The sequence below is a fragment of the Methylobacterium sp. Leaf469 genome, assembly GCF_001424745.1.
Classification (GTDB): Bacteria; Pseudomonadota; Alphaproteobacteria; order Rhizobiales; family Beijerinckiaceae; genus Methylobacterium.
The window spans coordinates 1-17,636 of sequence record NZ_LMRE01000034.1; the positions used below are offsets into that span (position 1 = coordinate 1).

General features: G+C 68.3%; 16 protein-coding genes, 1 tRNA gene and 3 pseudogenes. 12 read left to right on the forward strand and 8 right to left on the reverse strand.

Going from position 1 to position 17,636, the window contains the following annotated elements; genetic code table 11:
• Nucleotides 1-94 precede the first annotated feature (94 nt).
• Entirely contained in the window at nucleotides 95-763 is a 669-nt protein-coding gene (locus ASG60_RS14125) for an LLM class flavin-dependent oxidoreductase (RefSeq protein WP_056386270.1), read from the reverse strand.
• A gap of 91 nt (nucleotides 764-854) precedes the next feature.
• Here ASG60_RS14125 and ASG60_RS14130 point away from each other — a divergent pair, with 91 nt between their 5' ends.
• From ASG60_RS14130 to ASG60_RS22135, 7 genes and pseudogenes are all read left to right on the forward strand, one after another.
• Entirely contained in the window at nucleotides 855-1,772 is a 918-nt protein-coding gene (locus tag ASG60_RS14130; protein ID WP_056266314.1) for a LysR family transcriptional regulator, read from the forward strand.
• A gap of 8 nt (nucleotides 1,773-1,780) precedes the next feature.
• On the forward strand, nucleotides 1,781-1,942 hold the full coding sequence (locus ASG60_RS22870) for a hypothetical protein (protein ID WP_156369022.1): 162 nt from the start codon (nucleotides 1,781-1,783) through the stop codon (nucleotides 1,940-1,942).
• A gap of 394 nt (nucleotides 1,943-2,336) precedes the next feature.
• Nucleotides 2,337-2,405: pseudogene (locus tag ASG60_RS23775) on the forward strand (hypothetical protein); the annotation flags it as partial.
• 58 nt (nucleotides 2,406-2,463) lie between these two features.
• Nucleotides 2,464-3,117 (forward strand): IS5 family transposase, encoded by a 654-nt coding sequence (locus tag ASG60_RS22130; protein WP_277996238.1) that lies wholly within the window; start codon nucleotides 2,464-2,466, stop codon nucleotides 3,115-3,117.
• A 279-nt stretch (nucleotides 3,118-3,396) separates the two neighbouring features.
• On the forward strand, nucleotides 3,397-3,585 hold the full coding sequence (locus ASG60_RS14140; RefSeq protein WP_056267222.1) for a hypothetical protein: 189 nt from the start codon (nucleotides 3,397-3,399) through the stop codon (nucleotides 3,583-3,585).
• Nucleotides 3,586-3,766: 181 nt separating this feature from the next.
• Nucleotides 3,767-3,991 (forward strand): helix-turn-helix domain-containing protein (locus ASG60_RS23530; RefSeq protein WP_277996239.1); only part of this gene is annotated, 225 nt, incomplete at its 3' end.
• A 1-nt stretch (nucleotide 3,992) separates the two neighbouring features.
• Nucleotides 3,993-4,915: pseudogene (locus ASG60_RS22135) on the forward strand (IS630 family transposase); the annotation flags it as partial.
• Between the two features lie 71 nt (nucleotides 4,916-4,986).
• On the opposite strand, the gene ASG60_RS14155 reads toward ASG60_RS22135, so the two are convergent.
• Together ASG60_RS14155 and ASG60_RS14160 are read right to left on the reverse strand one after the other, a co-directional pair.
• The gene (locus ASG60_RS14155; RefSeq protein WP_056386274.1) at nucleotides 4,987-6,429 is read right to left on the reverse strand and encodes an NAD-dependent succinate-semialdehyde dehydrogenase; all 1,443 of its coding nucleotides are present in this window, start codon (nucleotides 6,427-6,429) and stop codon (nucleotides 4,987-4,989) included.
• An 83-nt stretch (nucleotides 6,430-6,512) separates the two neighbouring features.
• Nucleotides 6,513-7,307: a class II glutamine amidotransferase gene (locus ASG60_RS14160; protein WP_056171100.1), complete on the reverse strand. Its 795-nt coding sequence runs from the start codon at nucleotides 7,305-7,307 to the stop codon at nucleotides 6,513-6,515.
• 472 nt (nucleotides 7,308-7,779) lie between these two features.
• On the opposite strand from ASG60_RS14160, the gene ASG60_RS14165 reads away from it, so the two are divergent.
• The gene (locus tag ASG60_RS14165; protein ID WP_056171103.1) at nucleotides 7,780-8,172 is read left to right on the forward strand and encodes a response regulator; all 393 of its coding nucleotides are present in this window, start codon (nucleotides 7,780-7,782) and stop codon (nucleotides 8,170-8,172) included.
• A 124-nt stretch (nucleotides 8,173-8,296) separates the two neighbouring features.
• Here ASG60_RS14165 and rpsU read toward each other — a convergent pair whose 3' ends face one another.
• Nucleotides 8,297-8,617, reverse strand: a complete 321-nt coding sequence (gene rpsU / locus ASG60_RS14170; RefSeq protein WP_056171108.1) for a 30S ribosomal protein S21 — start codon at nucleotides 8,615-8,617, stop codon at nucleotides 8,297-8,299.
• A gap of 229 nt (nucleotides 8,618-8,846) precedes the next feature.
• The gene (gene phaZ, locus ASG60_RS14175; protein WP_056171112.1) at nucleotides 8,847-10,061 is read right to left on the reverse strand and encodes a polyhydroxyalkanoate depolymerase; all 1,215 of its coding nucleotides are present in this window, start codon (nucleotides 10,059-10,061) and stop codon (nucleotides 8,847-8,849) included.
• Between the two features lie 531 nt (nucleotides 10,062-10,592).
• Here phaZ and ASG60_RS14180 point away from each other — a divergent pair.
• Nucleotides 10,593-11,249, forward strand: a complete 657-nt coding sequence (locus ASG60_RS14180; RefSeq protein WP_056171114.1) for a glutathione S-transferase family protein — start codon at nucleotides 10,593-10,595, stop codon at nucleotides 11,247-11,249.
• Nucleotides 11,250-11,259: 10 nt separating this feature from the next.
• Here the strand turns inward: ASG60_RS14180 and ASG60_RS14185 are convergent.
• The 3 genes and pseudogenes from ASG60_RS14185 to leuC all read right to left on the reverse strand — a co-directional run bounded on the left by ASG60_RS14185 (nucleotide 11,260) and on the right by leuC (nucleotide 14,536).
• Nucleotides 11,260-12,408 (reverse strand): annotated as a pseudogene (locus ASG60_RS14185) (IS3 family transposase).
• Nucleotides 12,409-12,887: 479 nt separating this feature from the next.
• Nucleotides 12,888-12,972, reverse strand: a tRNA-Leu gene (locus tag ASG60_RS14200).
• Between the two features lie 151 nt (nucleotides 12,973-13,123).
• Nucleotides 13,124-14,536, reverse strand: coding sequence for a 3-isopropylmalate dehydratase large subunit (gene leuC, locus ASG60_RS14205; RefSeq protein WP_056171123.1), 1,413 nt, complete (start codon nucleotides 14,534-14,536; stop codon nucleotides 13,124-13,126).
• A 297-nt stretch (nucleotides 14,537-14,833) separates the two neighbouring features.
• Here leuC and ASG60_RS14210 point away from each other — a divergent pair, with 297 nt between their 5' ends.
• From ASG60_RS14210 to ASG60_RS14220, 3 genes are all read left to right on the forward strand, one after another.
• Nucleotides 14,834-15,844: a 2-hydroxyacid dehydrogenase gene (locus ASG60_RS14210; RefSeq protein ID WP_056386278.1), complete on the forward strand. Its 1,011-nt coding sequence runs from the start codon at nucleotides 14,834-14,836 to the stop codon at nucleotides 15,842-15,844.
• Complete coding sequence (locus ASG60_RS14215; RefSeq protein WP_244476677.1) at nucleotides 15,841-16,779, forward strand: AprI/Inh family metalloprotease inhibitor; 939 nt, start codon at nucleotides 15,841-15,843, stop codon at nucleotides 16,777-16,779. Before ASG60_RS14210 ends, ASG60_RS14215 begins: the two co-directional genes overlap by 4 nt.
• A 90-nt stretch (nucleotides 16,780-16,869) precedes the next feature.
• Nucleotides 16,870-17,619: a rhodanese-like domain-containing protein gene (locus tag ASG60_RS14220; RefSeq protein ID WP_056268217.1), complete on the forward strand. Its 750-nt coding sequence runs from the start codon at nucleotides 16,870-16,872 to the stop codon at nucleotides 17,617-17,619.
• Nucleotides 17,620-17,636 lie beyond the last annotated feature (17 nt).

The window sequence follows — 17,636 nt, forward strand, 5'->3', positions numbered from 1 at the left end:
CGCCTGTCACCCTCCCGGATCTGGCCTTCCGGCTACCCATGGCCGCCACCATGCAGTAGCCTTCCAATTGGCTCGGTCCAAAATACCGGTCAGGTCAGATCGACGGCGACGGCGCGATGAAGCCCTGCATGTTGGCCGCCACCCTCTCCAGCGACTGCTGGCCGCGGCCGATGGCGATCGTCGGGATGGGTCCGAATGCCGGCTTGGGCACTAGATCGAGCCGGCCGTCGCCGCGTCCGAAGCGCGGCGAGGCAAAGTGCGGATAGTCGGTCCCGATCACCGCCCGATAGACGTCGAACGCGTCGCGGAACCGTTCGCCGCGCGTGGCGAAATCGATGCCGAACAGCGGATATTCGGACGGACGATCGCCCGACGACAGGCCCAGCATCATGCGACCTGCCGACAGCCGATCGACGGTCGCCACTTGCTTGGCGAGCAGCTTGGGCTCGCGCAGCGGCAGGACGATGCCGGCCGTTCCCAACGCGATCGACGTCGTGACCGATGCGATCGCGGCGAGATAGGTCAGCGGCTCGAACACCTGACCCGCATCGCCATAGCCGGGATCGTAGAACGGCACGTCGCGCATCCACAGCGCGCTCAGCCCCGCCGCATCGGCCGCGATCGCCGCAGCCATATGGCCGCGCATCGTCGGCGCGGGCGCATCGGGGTAGGTTTCCAGCGGCATGATGAGGCCGAGCGTCAGTGCCTTGGGCGCGAACAGGCTGTGGTGGCCGGGGTGACGGGATAGGGAAGCGGCAGGCATCGGATAACTCCTTCGTCCCGCCTCTATCTAGAGCCTCGCTCACGGACGATAATGTTTGCGTATGACGATCACTCCGTCCTAGCATTCCACAATGGACGTGCAGGACCTCGCCGGATTGATCGAGTTCGTGCGGGTGGCGCAGGCCGGCAGTTTCACCGCCGCCGCTGCCACGCTGGGGCTGACCGGGTCGGCGGTTGGCAAGAGCGTGTCGCGGCTGGAGGCCCGCCTCGGCACCAAATTGTTCCACCGCACGACTCGGCGGATCACGCTGACCAATGAGGGCGAGGTCTATTACGAAAGCTGCGTCCGCGCTCTGGAGGAACTCGACGATGTCGAACAGCGGCTGATGACCGGGCGCAGCGAGCCGGTCGGCCGTGTCAGGCTGGACCTGCCCGGTGCGTTCGGGCGACGCCATGTGCTGCCGATCCTGCAGGAACTGGTGCTTCGGCATCCGGGCCTCGACCTGTCGATCAATTTCAGCGAGCGGACCGCCGTCATCGTCGAAGAAGGGGTCGATCTGGCGGTGCGGATCGGACGGCTGACGGACGACGCCGATCTGGTCGCCGTCCCGCTCGGTCGCCAGCGGCTTGTGATCTGTGCGTCACCCTCCTACCTCGCCGGACATGGTACGCCATCGATGCCGGCCGACCTCGCCTCGCGGGACTGCATTACCGGCTGGCGGCGGGACGGGCACCCCGCTTGGTTGCTGCGGCAGGCGGATGGGACCATCACATCCGTCCCGGTGCGCGCGCGTCACGAACTGAGCGACGGCGAGGCGATGGTGGCAGCGACGCTCGCCGGCGGTGGCCTGTGCCAGCTCCCGACCTGGCTGTTGGCCGAACACCTCGCGAGCGGTGGGCTCCGCACGGTGCTGGACGATCACGCCGGTGCGGAAATGCCGATCCATGCTGTCTGGCCCCGGTCCCGCTACGTGCGCCCCGCCATCCGGGTGATCGTGGCGATGCTTCGACAGCATGCTCAGATGCGGCCCTCTCCCTTTTACGCCTGACGGCCACCATGCCGCTCGATATCGACGGCAACCCGTCCGACCTGATCCGGCATGCAGCGATGGCTTGGTTGATCGGCCAGCACGATGCCATCGCAGGTGATCGTCTTCGAACACCGGATTATCCCACGCCTGCCTTCGCGATCCGGGCAGGCTGTTTTCAGACGGCGTAGGCCCCCGGCGCTTCGGGTCACGTCACAATGTGGCGTGCTGGCCACGCTTTCCCGGAAAGGAACTCCGATAAAGACGAGGGACGCGTTTTCGGAATCGATCGACAATCGGAAATGTCCGGCAGATGGATGCCCGACCTTTGGGAAGCGGTCGCCCGATCGAATGGCGTGATCAGATAGTGATATGGCGCGCTTGGCCACTGACCATTGGGTCGCTGCAAGGCACTTAGAGCGCCCAACAGAACGGTGCCGTGAGGGCGGTCGTGCGTTGGTGTTGCATGGGTCGCTGTCTTCTTCCGGACGATCTCTGGCATGAGATCGCACCACTACGTCCACCCCCCGGCCGCGTCCGAAGGGCGGGCGACGCTCCATCGAGAACCGTGCGGCCCTGACCGGCATCCTGTTCGTGCTGCGCTCGGGATTGCCCCGGGAGATGCTGCCGGCCGAGATGGGCTGTAACTCGGGGATGACGTGCTGGCGTCGCCTGCGGGATCGGCAGGCGGCGGGCGTCTGGGTCCGCCTGCATGGGGTGCTGCTGGGGCGACTTCACGAAGCCGATCAGCTCGAATGGAGCCGGGCCAGCCTGGACAGCGCGTCTGTCCCGGCCAAAAAGGGGGCCTGCGACCGGCCCGAACCCGACGGATCGCGGCAAGCCAGGCACCAAGCGTCACCGCGTCGTCGATGCCCGCGGCACACCCTTCGGCCTGACCTTCACGGGAGCCAACCGCCATGACAGCGCGATGATGGCCCCGACCCTGGATGCGATCCCGCCTGTGCGCAGCGGCCGGCGCGGTCGCCAACGCCGCCGTCCCCACAAGCTTCATGCCGACACGGCCTACGACACCCGTGCCCGTCGCCAGGAGTGCCGCGCCCGTGGGATCGTGCCGCGCATCGCCCGACGCGGGATCGAGAGTAGCGAGAAGCTCGGCCTTCACCGCTGGGTCGTCGAGCATACCCACGCCTGGTTCAACCGTTTCCGACGCCTGCCCGTCCCCTACGAGCGCCGCGCCGATATCTACCAAGCCTTCACAACCCTCGCCGCCTGCATCATCACCCTCAATCAGACCAGACGGGGATGCCCCAACCACCTGCCCGTCGGCGGAGACCGCCATGATGCACGCCTTGTCACTGCTCGACCCTGCCTTCGCGCGATGGGCACAGGCTATAAGGCGCCGTGACATGCTCACCAGGGTCCAACGCATCACCGCCGGGATCACCGACTACTTCAGGACGCGGAGCACCGAATGGTTCGCGGCCGCCTTGCTGCTCTAAATTGGGTAGATCCTGGTCAGCCCCCCGCGTCGTTTCCTCTATCCGCCGCCTGGACAGTGATAGCGGCGCATCTGCCCGAGGAAACGTGGGGCGCGATCATGCAGCCATCTCCTGCACGCGCCTGCTCGGCCTCGGCATCAATGGGACGTTCCGAACGTTCCCACATCCGCGCTGCGACCGCGGTCATGGCGTGCGCCCTCTGGTTCGAGTTCGTGGTGTCGATCTGGCAGGCCATGGTCGCAGTCGCGGCAGGCAGCGAGCGATTCATCGCCGAGAGCAACGGAGACCCGAAGCCGTTCGTCTCGAGCGCCGACACGGATCGCATCATTCCGGCTACACAGCGCCAGTATCGAGTGTGCGCCGCCCACCATTAGCCGAGGCGAACAATAGAAACCCCACTGATACCGAGCGAGCGTTCGTGGGGTGATTTCAGCATCGTCGTGCCACCGCGCGCGACACGTTATACCAAGCCTCGTTGAGCGAGACTCACGCGGGGTAGCGTCGCGATCTGGGCCATGATTCCGTCCTCTGGTTTTGGAGCCTGGGGAGGATGCGATGGCTGCTCCGGTGCCGCTGCGGACGGATTTTGATGCCGAGGCCCTGCGCGTCCTGGTCGAGGGTTCACGTGACCCGGCCCAGACCCGCCGCCTGTTAGCGCTGTCGGTGATCGCCGCGGGCGGTCTGCGCTCGGAGGCGGCCGAGATCGGCGGGGTCGGGTTGCAGACGGTGCGTGATTGGGTCGTGGCCTTCAACGCCGATGGCCCGGACGGGCTGATCGACNGGAGGCGGCCGAGATCGGCGGGGTCGGGTTGCAGACGGTGCGTGATTGGGTCGTGGCCTTCAACGCCGATGGCCCGGACGGGCTGATCGACGGCAAGGCCCCGGGTGCCCGTCCGCGCCTGAACGCCGACCAGCGGGAGGTTCTCAGGGCCCTGGTCGAACGGGGGCCGACACCCGCCGCCCACGGCGCGGTCCGCTGGCGCTTGTGCGATCTGACCAGATCCTGTGCGAGAATCACGGCGTATCGGTCTCCGAGCAGACCTTGAGCCGGGTCTTGCGGGCGATGGGCTACCGCAAACTCTCGGCTCGCCCGCGCCATCATGCCCAGGCCCCCGAGGCCGCCGCCGTTTTCAAAAAGGCTTCCCCGACCGTCTGGCGCAGATCGCGCAGGCTGTCGGGGCTAAGCCCGTAGAGATCTGGTTCTGCGACGAGGCCCGTGTCGGCCAGAAGAACACGCTCACCCGACGCTGGGCCAAGCGTGGAACGCGTCCCTCGGCCCCAAAGGATCAGCGCACGGCCTCGGCCTACATCGTCGGAGCGATCTGTCCGGCCCGGGGCGTCGGCGCAGGCTTGGTCATGCCCCGCTGCACCACCGAAGCCATGGCCCATCACCTCGAAGAGATCGCTGCGACCGTCGCTCCGGGTGCCCACGCCGTGCTCCTGCTCGATCAGGCCGGCTGGCACACCACCAGGACGCTGCCCGTCCCCGACAAGATCATCCTACTGCCCCTGCCGGCGCGCTCACCCGAACTCAACCCCGTCGAAAACCTCTGGCAGTTCATGCGGGACAACTGGGTCGGCAATCGCATCTTCCGATCCTATGCCGACATCCTCGACCACTGTTGCGACGCCTGGAACAGGATTATCGCCCAGCCCTGGCGCATCACCTCCATCGGATTGCGCCAATGGGCACATGCGTGCTGATCAATGGGAGTTGGTATTACGTATCATCCGACCGACCCAGCGGAGGGACGCGCAGCTCCGAAGTCCCGCCCTCAGCCCCCTACGCTCGCTTGGCTCACGAACTTCGTGGTGAGGTAGGCCTCGATGGCCTCCGAGCCGCCTTCGCTGCCGTAGCCCGAATCGCCGACGCCACCGAACGGCGTCTCGGGCAGGGCCAGACCGTGGTGGTTGATGCCGATCATCCCGCTGTGAACCCGTGCGGCGACCTCGGTCGCCCGTGTGCCGGAGCGGGTGTAGGCATAAGCCGCGAGACCGTAGGGCAGGCGGTTGGCCTCGGCGTATGCCGCTTCGTCGTCGGAAAACCGCTGGATCAGCGCGACGGGCCCGAACGGCTCCTCGTTCATGATGCGGGCCTCGACCGGCACGTCGCAGAGCACCGTGGGGGCGAAGAAGTTGCCGCGGTTGCCGATGCGGTGCCCCCCGGTCCGCAGGTCCGCCCCGCGGGCGACGGCGTCGGCGCAGAGGGATTCCATCGCCTCCAGGCGCCGGGCATGGATCAGCGGCCCCATGGTGGTCTCGGGATCGAGACCGTCGCCGACCTTGCGTGCCTCGCTGAAGGCGACGAAGCGATCGCGGAACACTTCATAGATCGAATCGTGGACGAGGAAGCGGGTCGGTGCGACGCAGACCTGTCCGGCATTGCGGAACTTGTTGGCGCCGAGGACGGCCACCGCCTGCTCGATGTCGGCGTCGGCGAAGACGAGGGCCGGGGCATGGCCGCCGAGCTCCATCGTCACCCGCTTCATGTGGCGCCCGGCCAGGGCCGCGAGTTCCTTGCCGACCGCGGTCGAGCCCGTGAACGAGATCTTTGCGATGACCGGGTGCGGGATGAGATAACCCGAGATCGCAGCCGGATCACCATAGACGAGCGAGAGCACGTCGCCCGGCACGCCGGCATCGAGGAAGGCGCGCACGAGTTCGGCGCAGCTCGCCGGGGTGTCCTCCGGTCCCTTCAGGATCGCCGGACAGCCGGTGCAGAGGGCGGCCGAGACCTTGCGGACGGCCTGGTTGATGGGGAAGTTCCAGGGGGTGAAGGCCGCCACCGGCCCCACGGGCTGGCGCAGGACCATCTGGACGACGCCGTCGGCGCGGGCCGGGATGATGCGGCCGTAGGCGCGCTGCCCCTCCGCCGCGAACCAGTCAACGACATCGGCGGCCGCCAGGGTTTCCATCCGCGCCTCGGCCAGGGGCTTGCCCTGCTCCAGGGTCATGATGCGGGCAATGCCGTCGGCGCGCTGACGCAGGAGATCGGCGGCCTTGCGCATGGTCTTGCCGCGCTCGAACGCCGAGACCCGACGCCAGGCTGCAAAGCCGCGTGCGGCGGCCGCGAGCGTGCGGTCGAGATCGGCCGGGGTGGCGATGGCGCAGGTGCCGAGCGTCTCGCCGGTGGCCGGGTTGAGGACCGGCAGGGTCTCGCCGCCGGCGCCCTGGGCCCAGGCACCAGCGATGTGCAGGCTCACGTTCGGATACGTCATCGTCGGCTCCCGCGCAGTTGGACCTGCGCGGGTTGTCCGCCCTTCGCGCGCCGCCCGCAACCCGTGCGGCGCCGCGCCGGACGTCAGGCCGCCATGCGCTCGGCCACGGCCTGATCGGGTCCGCGCAGAACCACGCTGCCCCCGCGCGTCGCCTGGAGGGTACCGCCCTTCGGCACCACGTTCCAGCCTTCGCGGCACCCGTCGATGGGCTCGGAGACCACCACGAGGCCGGTCTCGGTCTGGCGGTAATACAGGCTCGGGGGTCGTCCGTCGCAGGCCCAGCGATAGGCGGTGAGGGTCTCGCCGTCCGTGACCACGGCGGTGAAGCGCAGGGGCTCGGCCGCTTCGGCGGCCTGCATGAGATCGCGCACGATCGAGAGGGTGCGGGCCATCGCACCGACGGGGTCCTCGGCGAGGCCGTTGGCGAGGGCCAGGAGGAAGATCGCCTCCGAATCCGTGGTGCCGCGCCGGACGTCGTAGAGATCGTCGGGGATGAGGGCTTCGAGGCGGCGCTTGATCTTGTGGTAGCCGCCGATCTGCCCGTTGTGCATGAACAGGTGCCGGCCATGGGCGAAGGGGTGGCAGTTCGCCCGCGTCGTCGCCGTGCCCGTCGAGGCACGGACATGGGCGAAGAACATCCGCGCCCGCACCTGTTGGCACAGGTTGACGAGATTCTCGTCGGACCAGGCCGGGCAGACATCGCGGTAGAGGCCGGGCTCGGCCCGCTCGCCGTACCAGCCGATGCCGAAACCGTCGCCGTTGGTCTCGGTCTTCGCCTCCGTCGCGTGCAGCGACTGGTGGACCAGCGAATGCGTCGGCGCGCAGACGAGGTCGGTCAGGAAGACGGGGTCACCGGAATAGGCGAGAAAACGGCACATGGCAGGCAGACACCTCCTGTGGGATTCGGGCGGGGCGCCTCCCATCCGCCGGTGAGCGACCCCGCTTCGCGCACCTGCCGTTTCGTCATCGAAGCCCCGACACTCGGGCGATCGTGGTGAACAGAACGTTAACCCGCCGCCGGACCGAGGCTGTGCCGCTTCGATGCAAGAGACGCACCGCATCCCTGCGATGGACCCACACCGTGGCGAGAAGACGATGACGGCGGCGCGAAGGACCACGGATGCCCGACCGGGATCGACGGTTGCGGGAACCGCATAGCCGAATTCGCACTTGCGACCCTTGTCCAACAAGACGTGGCAGCGCAGCATCACTCACAGAGAATCAGCGCTCGAACCGATTGTCTCCTCGATCGGTACCAACGCACGCCGTCGCGCCGACGACCTGACTTCGATTCAACCCCGACTTCGCTTCAACAGAGCCCGACTTCGCTTCAACAGAGAAGGAGACTTCATGGCCCAGCCCCTGCCGGATTGTCCGATCGCCCTCGTGGTCGAGGACGACGCTGCCGTGCGCGACCTCGCGACGGCCGTGCTCGAAGAGAGCGACCTCGATGTCATCGCCTGTGACAGCGCCGAGGCGGCGATCTCCGTGCTCGAACGCTCCGGCGGCAACGTCGCCCTGCTGTTCGCGGATGTACGCCTCGGCGCCGGCATGGACGGAATCGACCTCGCCACGGCCGTCGGGCGCCGGTGGCCGGACGTGCGGGTGGTGCTGACCTCCGGCGGCGACGCCAAGGGTGCCGGGCGTATCCCGAGCCGGGCGGTCTACATGCAGAAGCCCTGGCGCGCCCTCGACGTCTTGGTCCAGGCCGAGCACGCCACCGTGGCGGTCCGCGCAGCCTGAGTTCTCACGCACCGCCGCGCATCCCTGCGGCGGCATCGTTCCGACAACGAAAAAGCCCGACCGCGAGGCGGCCGGGCTTTTTCGTGACCGGGTCCGATCCTGAAGGGATCGGACCGACGGGATCTCAGGATGCGGCGCCGCCGACGGGGGGCAGCACGGTCGGGGCGGTCGGGGCGAACGGCGAACCGCCCGGGCGACGCGGCGCACCGGCACCGAAACGGGGCTTCGGCTTCGGAGCGGCGATCAGGCCCTCGCGGATGGCGGTCTTGCGCGCCTGCTTGCGGGCGCGGCGGACGGCCTCTGCCTTCTCGCGAGCCTTGCGCACGGAGGGCTTCTCGTAAGCCTTGCGCTGCTTCATCTCGCGGAAGATGCCCTCGCGCTGCATCTTCTTCTTGAGGACGCGGAGAGCCTGATCAACGTTGTTGTCGCGAACGAGTACCTGCAACGGTCTAGATCCTCTGAGACATAGGTTTGTTGAACAGCGCCGATCCCGGGGCCAATCGCGGTCCTGGAAGGAGGATGGAACCGACAAATGCCCCGGACCCGGAATTCTCTTCCGGGCGGGACGTCGGTCGGACGGCCTCGAATCGGCGCAGAAACTGCACTTGGGTGAGGCTCATACACGAAGCCTCCGCCACTTCCAACCGCCGGCACGCGATTCCGACGCCGATGTGTCAGGCGTGCGACTGGATGAAGTTGCGCACCAGCGGATAGGTCTGGCTCTCCCACTTCCGGCCCGAGAACACGCCGTAATGGCCGACGCCCGCCTGGAGGTGATGGCTCTTCATGTGCGGCGGCAGACCCGTACACAGGTCGTGAGCCGCCATGGTTTGGCCCACCGCGCAGATGTCGTCGCGCTCGCCCTCGACGGTCATCAGCGCGGTACGCCGGATCGACCGCATGTCGATGGGGTTGCCCCGGTAGGTGAGCTCGTTCTTGGCCAGGGTGTAATCCTGGAACACTGTCCGGACGGTCTCGATATAGAACTCCGCGGCCAAATCGAGGACCGCGAAATACTCGTCGTAGAACGTTTCGATCTGCTGCGCCTTCTCGGTCTCGCCGTTGGCGAGATGCCAGAACAGATCGGCGTGACCCTGCATGTGGCGCTTGGCATTCATGGAGACGAAGGCCGAGACCTGCATGAAGCCGGGATAGACCCGTCGGCCCGCCCCCTTGTGGCGCTGGGGCACGGTGGCGATGAGATTCTTCTCGAACCACGCGATGGGCTTCGAAGTGGCGAGGTGGTTCACCGAAGTCGGACTGATGCGGCAATCCACCGGTCCGGCCATGAGGGTCATGCTGCGCGGGTGCGCGACATCCTTCGACTGGGCCATCACGGCGGCGGCGGCCAGAGCCTGCACGGCCGGCTGGCACACGGCGACGAGGTGGGCGCCCTCGCCGATGGCGCCGAGGAACTGCACGAGGTGATCGACGTAGTCGTCGAAGCCGAAGGCACCGGCTTCGAGGGGCACGTCTCGGGCGTTGTGCCAGTCGGTGATGTAGACGTCGTGGTCGGCGAGCAACGTCCGCACGGTGCCGCGCAGGAGGGTGGCGAAATGGCCCGACAGGGGCGCCACCACGAGGACCGGCGGTTGCGGCGTGTCGACGTCCTTGCGGAAGCGCAACAGGGTGCCGAACGGCGTGGCGAAGACGGCCTCCTCGGTCACGGCGACCTCGCGGTTGCCCACCGTGACGGTGTCGATGCCGTAAGCGGGACGCGTGAAGGTCAAGCCCGCGCGCATCATCATGCGGGCGCCCGCCGACCACCAATTCATCGGCTCGCGGTATCCGGCGGCGGTCCAGGGCGAGACCGCGTCGTGGACGAGTCGACCCCACGCACGGGTCTGCTCGGCCAGATCCGTCTGGGCATCGAAGGCACGATAAAGCATGAAGCCTGAACTCCTACACGAACGACCGGATCGCGGAACGTCCGCAGAGGACGGACCAGGCAAAAGGCCCGCCACCGATGGGGCGCTAGGCTGAGCCAGGCGAGCGATCAACGCAACGGGCCTGCCGAGCGATCCCCCGGGGCTGTTGTACACCTGCATCACCGACGCCCTCCGGTCCGAACCGATCCCGCCCCTCGACGCCCGGGCAGAAAAATAGTGCACTCCCGCACCATAGTGCCCGTTCGATTGTGCGAGCATTGCACGGCGGCGCAGCGCGGATCCGCCATGACGTCTCGGTTCCGGCATGACATCTCGGTTCCGGCATGACATCTCGGTTCCGGCATGACATCTCGGCGGCTCACCCTGCCGAAGCGCTCACGCTTTTGCCCGGATCGGGGCCGGCGAGGCACGATCTCCACTCCGTGGCCCGATCGGCTTGCCGTTCTCGCGGTTCGGCACGAGTCTTGGATCGCCACCAGCCTCGGCCCCTATGCTCCGCACGCGGTCGACCAGAAACACCGGGGGACCCCCATGCCAGCGGCGACACTCACCATCTCGAGTCGCAACTATTCGTCGTGGTCCCTGCGCGGCTGGCTGGTGTGCCGGATGGCCGGCCTCGACTTCGAGACGGAACTGCTCTCGGGCAACGATGCTTCGACCCGGGCGGAGCTGCTCCACCTCTCGCCGTCCTTCCTGGTGCCGCGCCTGTGCCACGGCGAGATCGTCGTGTGGGACACCCTGGCCATCGCCCAATACCTCAACGAGATTCGACCGGAGGCCGGGTTCTTGCCGAAGGACGCCGTGGCGCGGGCGCATTGCCGGTCCATCGCGGGCGAGATGCATGGCGGCTTCATCAACCTGCGTTCGGCCCTGCCGATGAACCTCAAGGCCCGCCACACCGGGTTCAAGATCTTCAACGGCGCGCGCGGCGACATCGACCGGATCGTCACCATCGTGGACGAGTGCCTGTCGCGCTATTCCGGCCCCTACCTGTTCGGGGAGACGCCGAGCCTGGCCGACGCGATGCTGGCCCCCGTCTGCACCCGGTTCGTGACCTACGACGTCCCGGTCTCTGGCGCGACCGCGGCCTACCGCGACACCATCCTCGCCTGGCCCCTGATGCAGGAATGGCTGGATTCGGCCCTGGCCGAGCCCGACGAGATCGAAGAACTCGACATGGAGTTCTAGGGTCCGGACCCTAAGCTAATTGGGCCTGTTTTTCGAACTCGATCGGGCTGACGTAGCCGAGGGTCGAGTGCCGGCGGGCCGGATTGCAGAAGCGTTCGATGCAGTCGAACACGTCGGCCCGAGCCTGGTCCCGCGAGCGGTATGTCTTTCGAGCCGTCCGTTCGGTTTTCAGCGACGAGAAGAAGCTCTCCATCGCGGCATTATCCCAGACGTTTCCGGATCGGCTCATGGAGCAGGTGATGCCGTGATCCGCCATGAGGCGCTGGAACGGTTCGCTCGTATACTGGCTGCCCTGATCCGAGTGATGCAGCAGGGGATTCGGCTTGCCCCTGCGCCAGACAGCCATCAGCCTAGCGTCGGTGACGAGTTGGGCTGTCATGCTGGCCTGCATCAACCAGCCCACGACCCGACGTGAGAACAGGTCGATGACGGCCGCCACGTCAAGCCAACCTTCCGCCGTCCAGATGTATGTGAAGTCGGCGATCCACTTTTGGTTCGGCCAATCCGGTTCGAACTGTCGATCTAGGATGTTGGGGGAGACGACGGAGCGCTCACCATCATCCTTGGGCAGGCAGCGCCGTCATGGCCGGGCCCGCAAGGCGTTCTCTCGCATGAGCCGCTCAATCCGATGTAGCCCGCAGTTGATGCCGTCCGCGAGCACGTCGTGCCAGATCCGACGCGCTCCATAGGTGCGGTCGCTTGCCGCGAAGCTCGCCCGCACCTTCGACAGGATCGCGGCGTCGTCCTGGACTCGCCGGCTTGCCCGCCGGGTGAGCCAAGCATGGAAGCCGGACCGGGAGACGTCGAGGGCGTTGCACATCCACGCAACCGGCCAGATCGAGCGATGCTTGACCACGGAGGCGAACTTCATATCGCATCCCTCGCGAAGTACGCCGGGGCCTTTTTTTAGGATATCGCGCTCCACCTTCAGACGGGCGACCTCTTTACGGAGGCGCTCGATCTCGACCTGCTCGGCCTTCATCTGCCCAGGATTGGGAAACGCCTCGGCCGGATCGGACGAGAACTCCTTGATCCATTTGCGCAGGACGTTCTCGTGCACGTCCAGATCACGGGCAGCTTGCGCAACCGAAACGCCCCGCTGCTTGATCAGCCGAACCGCCTCGACCTTGAACTCTCGACCAAACTTGCGAGGCTGCATCCCACACCTCCGCTTCCATCATGACACCCAGACTGGGTGTCCACGGAACCGGCGGCAGGCCACTACGAGGGTTCGATACGCCTCCCCAGCGAGCGCCACCGTCTCCTTGTGGGTGAGCCGCTTTGGTCCCTCGCGCACGGAACGCCAAACACCCTCCGGGTACGCAACGGCTACCGCCTGACGAGCCTTCGCCTCTTGAGGGTCTCGGGTCCGCAGGGAGGTGCGAACATCCGCATCCTTGGCCGTGATGGTCTTCTCGACCACGCTATCCCCCATTGGAATAGCGAGAAGCCGTCCGCGAACCTTCGGCAGCACGTCAGCCGGGATGCGCTGGATGAGTTGGTGGGTGGTGCTGCCTTGCCGCTTCATGGGGCGCGGCATCCGAAGGGGCATGTTGAACGCATCTGTTGAACAGTCAGATGCGGAGAAAACCCTTCAAGATCAAATGCTTTTTGCGGATCAGCGGCTTAGCCGACTGATGGTGCCCAGGAAAGGACTCGAACCTTCACCTCTTGCAAGACTGGTACCTGAAACCAGCGCGTCTACCAATTCCGCCACCTGGGCCTGTCGGGGCCGCGTGCGGCGCCGACGTGGGTTCGTTTAGGCGGCGCGGGGGCACCCGTCAATCGTGATTTTGAGGTGGCGCACGAAACGGTCGGTCCGGTCCGCGTCGGGGCGCGGCGTCCCTGCGGTCGCCGCGCCGTGTCGCCTGCCCTCAGGCGCTCGGCCAGTCGCGGATATCGACGAAGTGACCCGCCACCGCCGCCGCCGCCGCCATGGCGGGGGAGACGAGGTGGGTGCGGCCCCGGTGGCCCTGACGGCCCTCGAAGTTGCGGTTGGAGGTCGAGGCGCAGCGCTCGTTGGGGCTGAGGCGGTCGGCGTTCATGCCGAGGCACATGGAGCAGCCCGGCTCGCGCCAGTCGAACCCCGCCGCCTTGAGGATGCGGTCGAGGCCTTCCGCCTCGGCTTGGGCCTTCACGATGCCGGACCCCGGCACCACCATGGCGGAGACGCTGGCGTGGACCTGGCGGCCCTCCACCACCTTCGCCACGGCCCGCAGATCCTCGATGCGGCCGTTGGTGCAGGAGCCGATGAACACCCGGTCGATGGCGATGTCGGTGATCTTCGTGCCCGGAACCAGCCCCATGTAGTCGAGGGCCTTCTCCTTCGACTGGCGCTTGTTCTCGTCGAGAATCGTCGCCGGGTCCGGCACGGCGCCGGAGATCGAGACCACGTCCTCCGGGCTCGTGCCCCAGCTGACGATGGGGGGGAGGTTCGCCGCGTCGAGCCGCACTTCGCGGTCGAAATGCGCGCCTTCGTCCGAGACCAGGGTCTCCCAATAGGCGCGCGCACGCGCGAACGCCTCGCCCCGCGGGGCCTTCGGACGCCCCTCGACATACGCGAAGGTGGTGGCGTCGGGCGCGACGAGGCCGGCGCGGGCGCCGCCCTCGATGGACATGTTGCAGATGGTCATCCGGCCCTCCATCGAGAGGGCGCGGATGGCCGAGCCCGCATACTCGATGACGTAGCCGGTGCCGCCGGCCGTGCCGATCTCGCCGATGATCGCCAGGATGATGTCCTTGGCCGTCACGCCGGGCGGCAGGGTGCCGTCCACGGTGACGCGCATGTTCTTCGCCTTCTTCTGCAGCAGCGTCTGGGTGGCGAGCACGTGCTCCACCTCCGAGGTACCGATGCCGTGGGCGAGCGCCCCGAAGGCGCCGTGCGTCGAGGTGTGGCTGTCGCCGCACACGATGGTCTGGCCCGGCAGGGTGAAGCCCTGCTCGGGGCCGATCACGTGGACGATACCCTGGCGCCGGTCGAGGGCGTCGTAGAACTCGATGCCGAAGTCGCGCACGTTCTCGGCGAGCGCCTCCAGCTGGATGCGGCTCTCCGGGTCCTCGATGCCGAAGCTGCGGTCCGAGGTCTGGACGTTGTGGTCCACCACCGCCAGGGTCTTCTCCGGGTGGCGCACCCGGCGCCCGGCGACGCGAAGCCCCTCGAACGCCTGCGGGCTCGTCACCTCGTGGACGAGGTGGCGGTCGATGTAGAGGAGGCTGGTGCCATCCGGCTCGACATCGACGACGTGGTCGTCCCAGATCTTGTCGTAGAGGGTGCGCGGCGCGGTCATGATCGGGCTGTCTTCGCGTTTTCTGAACGGGCTTGGGAGACGGGCTTGGAAGACGGGCTTGGGCACCCGGTTCTCCCTTTAGTAGTATTCCAGACCGTCCGGCGAAAGTGGGGCGCCCGTCCCCTCTGGCGGATGGCTGCGGCGCGGTTTTCGCATATCGGCTCGGACGATGCCGGGGTGGGGCGGCGGGCGTCGGCTGTGGGGACCCGCGCCGGCTCACTGGACCGGTCCCGGCCCAAGTCCTAAAGCGGAAGGGCACCCCGCCGGGGTCGCGCACCGGAGTCCCGAAGGTCCGCCATGACGCCCGTCGATCTGCTGCTGCTCAAACCCATGCAGCCGAGCGTGATGGAAGCCCTGGCGACGCGCTTCACCCTGCACCGGGCCGACACGGCTCCGGACGCGGAGGCGTTCTACGCCGAGGTCGGCCCGCGCATCCGTGCCATGGCGACGGGCGCGCAGGCGCCCGTGGACGACGCCCTCCTGGCGCGCCTGCCCAACCTCGAGATCGTGGCGAGCTTCGGCGTCGGGTACGATACCATCGACACCGCCGCGGCCGCCGCGCGGGGCGTGGTGGTGACGAACACGCCCGACGTGCTGTCGGACGAGGTCGCCGACCTCGCGATGGGCCTGCTGCTCGCCACCCTGCGCCAGATCCCCCAGGCGGACCGCTACCTGCGCGCGGGCCACTGGCCGACCCGGCCCTACCCCCTCACCCCCACCCTGCGCGGGCGCACAATCGGCATTCTCGGCCTCGGGCGCATCGGCCGGGCCATCGCGACGCGGCTCGAAGGCTTCGGCGTCGCCCTCGCCTATCACGGCCGCCGCCGGCAGCCGGAAGTGTCCTACACCTATCACGCCACGCTGCTCGACATGGCCCGGGCCGTCGACGTGCTCCTCGTGGTGGCGCCCGGCGGACCGGAGACGGACGGCCTCGTCGACGCCGCCGTGCTGGCCGCCCTCGGTCCGGAGGGGATCCTGATCAACGTGGCGCGCGGCAGCGTGGTGGACGAGGCCGCCCTCATCGCGGCCCTGCGCGACGGGACGATCCTCGGGGCCGGGCTCGACGTCTTCGCACGCGAGCCGCACGTGCCGGCCGACCTCGTCGCCCTGGATCACGTGGTGCTCCTGCCCCATGTCGGCTCGGGCTCCGTCCACACCCGCGAGGCCATGGGTCGCCTCGTCGTCGACAACCTGCTTCACTGGTTCGACGGCCGGGGACCGCTGACGCCGGTGCCGGAGACGCCAGTGCGGGAGACAGCGGGGCGGGAGACACCGGGGCCGGAGACGTTTCGGAGCGCGGGCGCGTGAGCCCCCGCGCGCCGGCCCGCATCCTCGGTTTCCTCTCGGTCCTCACGGTGGGCGGCGCGGTGTTTGCGCAAGCACCGCAGGTTCAGCAAGCACCGCAGGTTCAGCAAGCGCCGCAGGCTCCACAACCGCCGCAGCCGCCGCTAGAGGCCTCCCCCCCTCAGAATCCGCAGGGCGTGGCCGCGCCCGAGGTCGCGCCCGCCGCGCCCTTCGTCGAGAGCCTGCCGAAGGACATCGCCGGGGTGCCGGGCACCTGGGACCTGTCGCGGGACGGCAGCACCCGGCGCTGCGTCATCACCCTGTCGAGCGAGAGCGGCGAGGCGGGGCGGCGGCTGTCCTTCCCCGCCGGGTGCCGCCGGGCCCTGCCGGTGCTCAACGGCGTCGCCGGCTGGCTGTTCACCGACGGCACCCTGCGCTTCGTCGACAGGAACGTGCGGCCGGTCCTGCCCTTCACCCGCCGGCCCGACGCGCGCAGCCTCGCCGCCACCTCCGAATCCGGCGAGCAGTACAGCCTCGTCCCCCTCCAGATCCTCGCCATGCTGCCGGCCGTGCCGGTGCCGGCCGTGCCGGTGCCGGCGAGACCGGAATCTGCCGCGTCCCGGTCGGACGCCCAGCGTCCGGCGGCACCGGAGACGGACCTGGGCGGCGAGCCGCCGCCGGCCGGGATCTATACCCTCGACCGGTACCGCGACCCCGATACCTGCCGGCTGGAGCTGACGCCGGCCCAGCCGCCCGCCCCGGTCCGCATCCTCGAGGGATGCCGCGACACCGGGCTCGGCGTGTTCGATCCCGTGTCCTGGCAGTTCGCGCGGGGGCGGCTCACCCTCACCGCCCGGCGCGGGCATACGGTCACGCTGATCCCCACGGGCGACGGGCGCTGGCGCCGCGACCCGGAAGTCGGCACCACCTTCATCCTGCGCCGGGTCGTGGCCCCGTGAGCTGGGTCGCGGCCCCGTGAGCCGGGTCGCGGCCCCGTGAGGAGGCCGCACGGGTTTGCCCCGTGCGCGGCCCCGGATTATGCCGACGCGATGCTCACCGTCGCCGCCCTCTATCGCTTCGTCGATCTGCCCGATCCGCTGGCGCTGCGTGCCCCCCTGGAAGCCCTGTGCGGTAGCCTCGGGATCACCGGCACCCTCGTGCTCGCCCGCGAGGGCATCAACGGCACGGTGGCGGGGGCGGCGCCGGCCATCGAAGCCTTCCTCGACGCCCTGCGCACCCGAGCGCCGTTCGGCGCGCATTTCGGCGCCGTCGAGGTCAAGATGTCCTCGGCCGAGGCCCCACCGTTCGGGCGCCTCAAGGTGCGGGTGAAACCCGAGATCGTGACCTTCGACGGCGGAGCCACCCATCCGGCCCTGGCGCCGGCGAGTCCCGTGGCCCCCGAGGCCTGGAATGCGCTCCTGGACACGCCGGGGCTGCTGCTCATCGACACCCGCAACGCCTTCGAGGTGGCCCTTGGAAGCTTTCCCGGGGCCGTCGATCCCGGCACGAGGCGGTTCAGCGAGTTTCGCGCCTACGTGGACGGTCTCGACCCGGCGGCGCACCCGAAGGTGGCGATGTTCTGCACCGGCGGCATCCGCTGCGAGAAGGCCGGAGCCTACATGCGGGCGCGCGGCTTTTCCGAAGTCCACACCCTGGCGGGCGGGATCCTGCGCTACCTCGAAACGGTGCCGGATGCGCAGAACCGCTGGACGGGCGACTGCTTCGTCTTCGACGGTCGCATCGCCCTCGGCCCCGCCCTGGTCGAAAGGCCAGACCACGCTCCGGAGACACTGCGATGATCGACCCGGCGATGAGC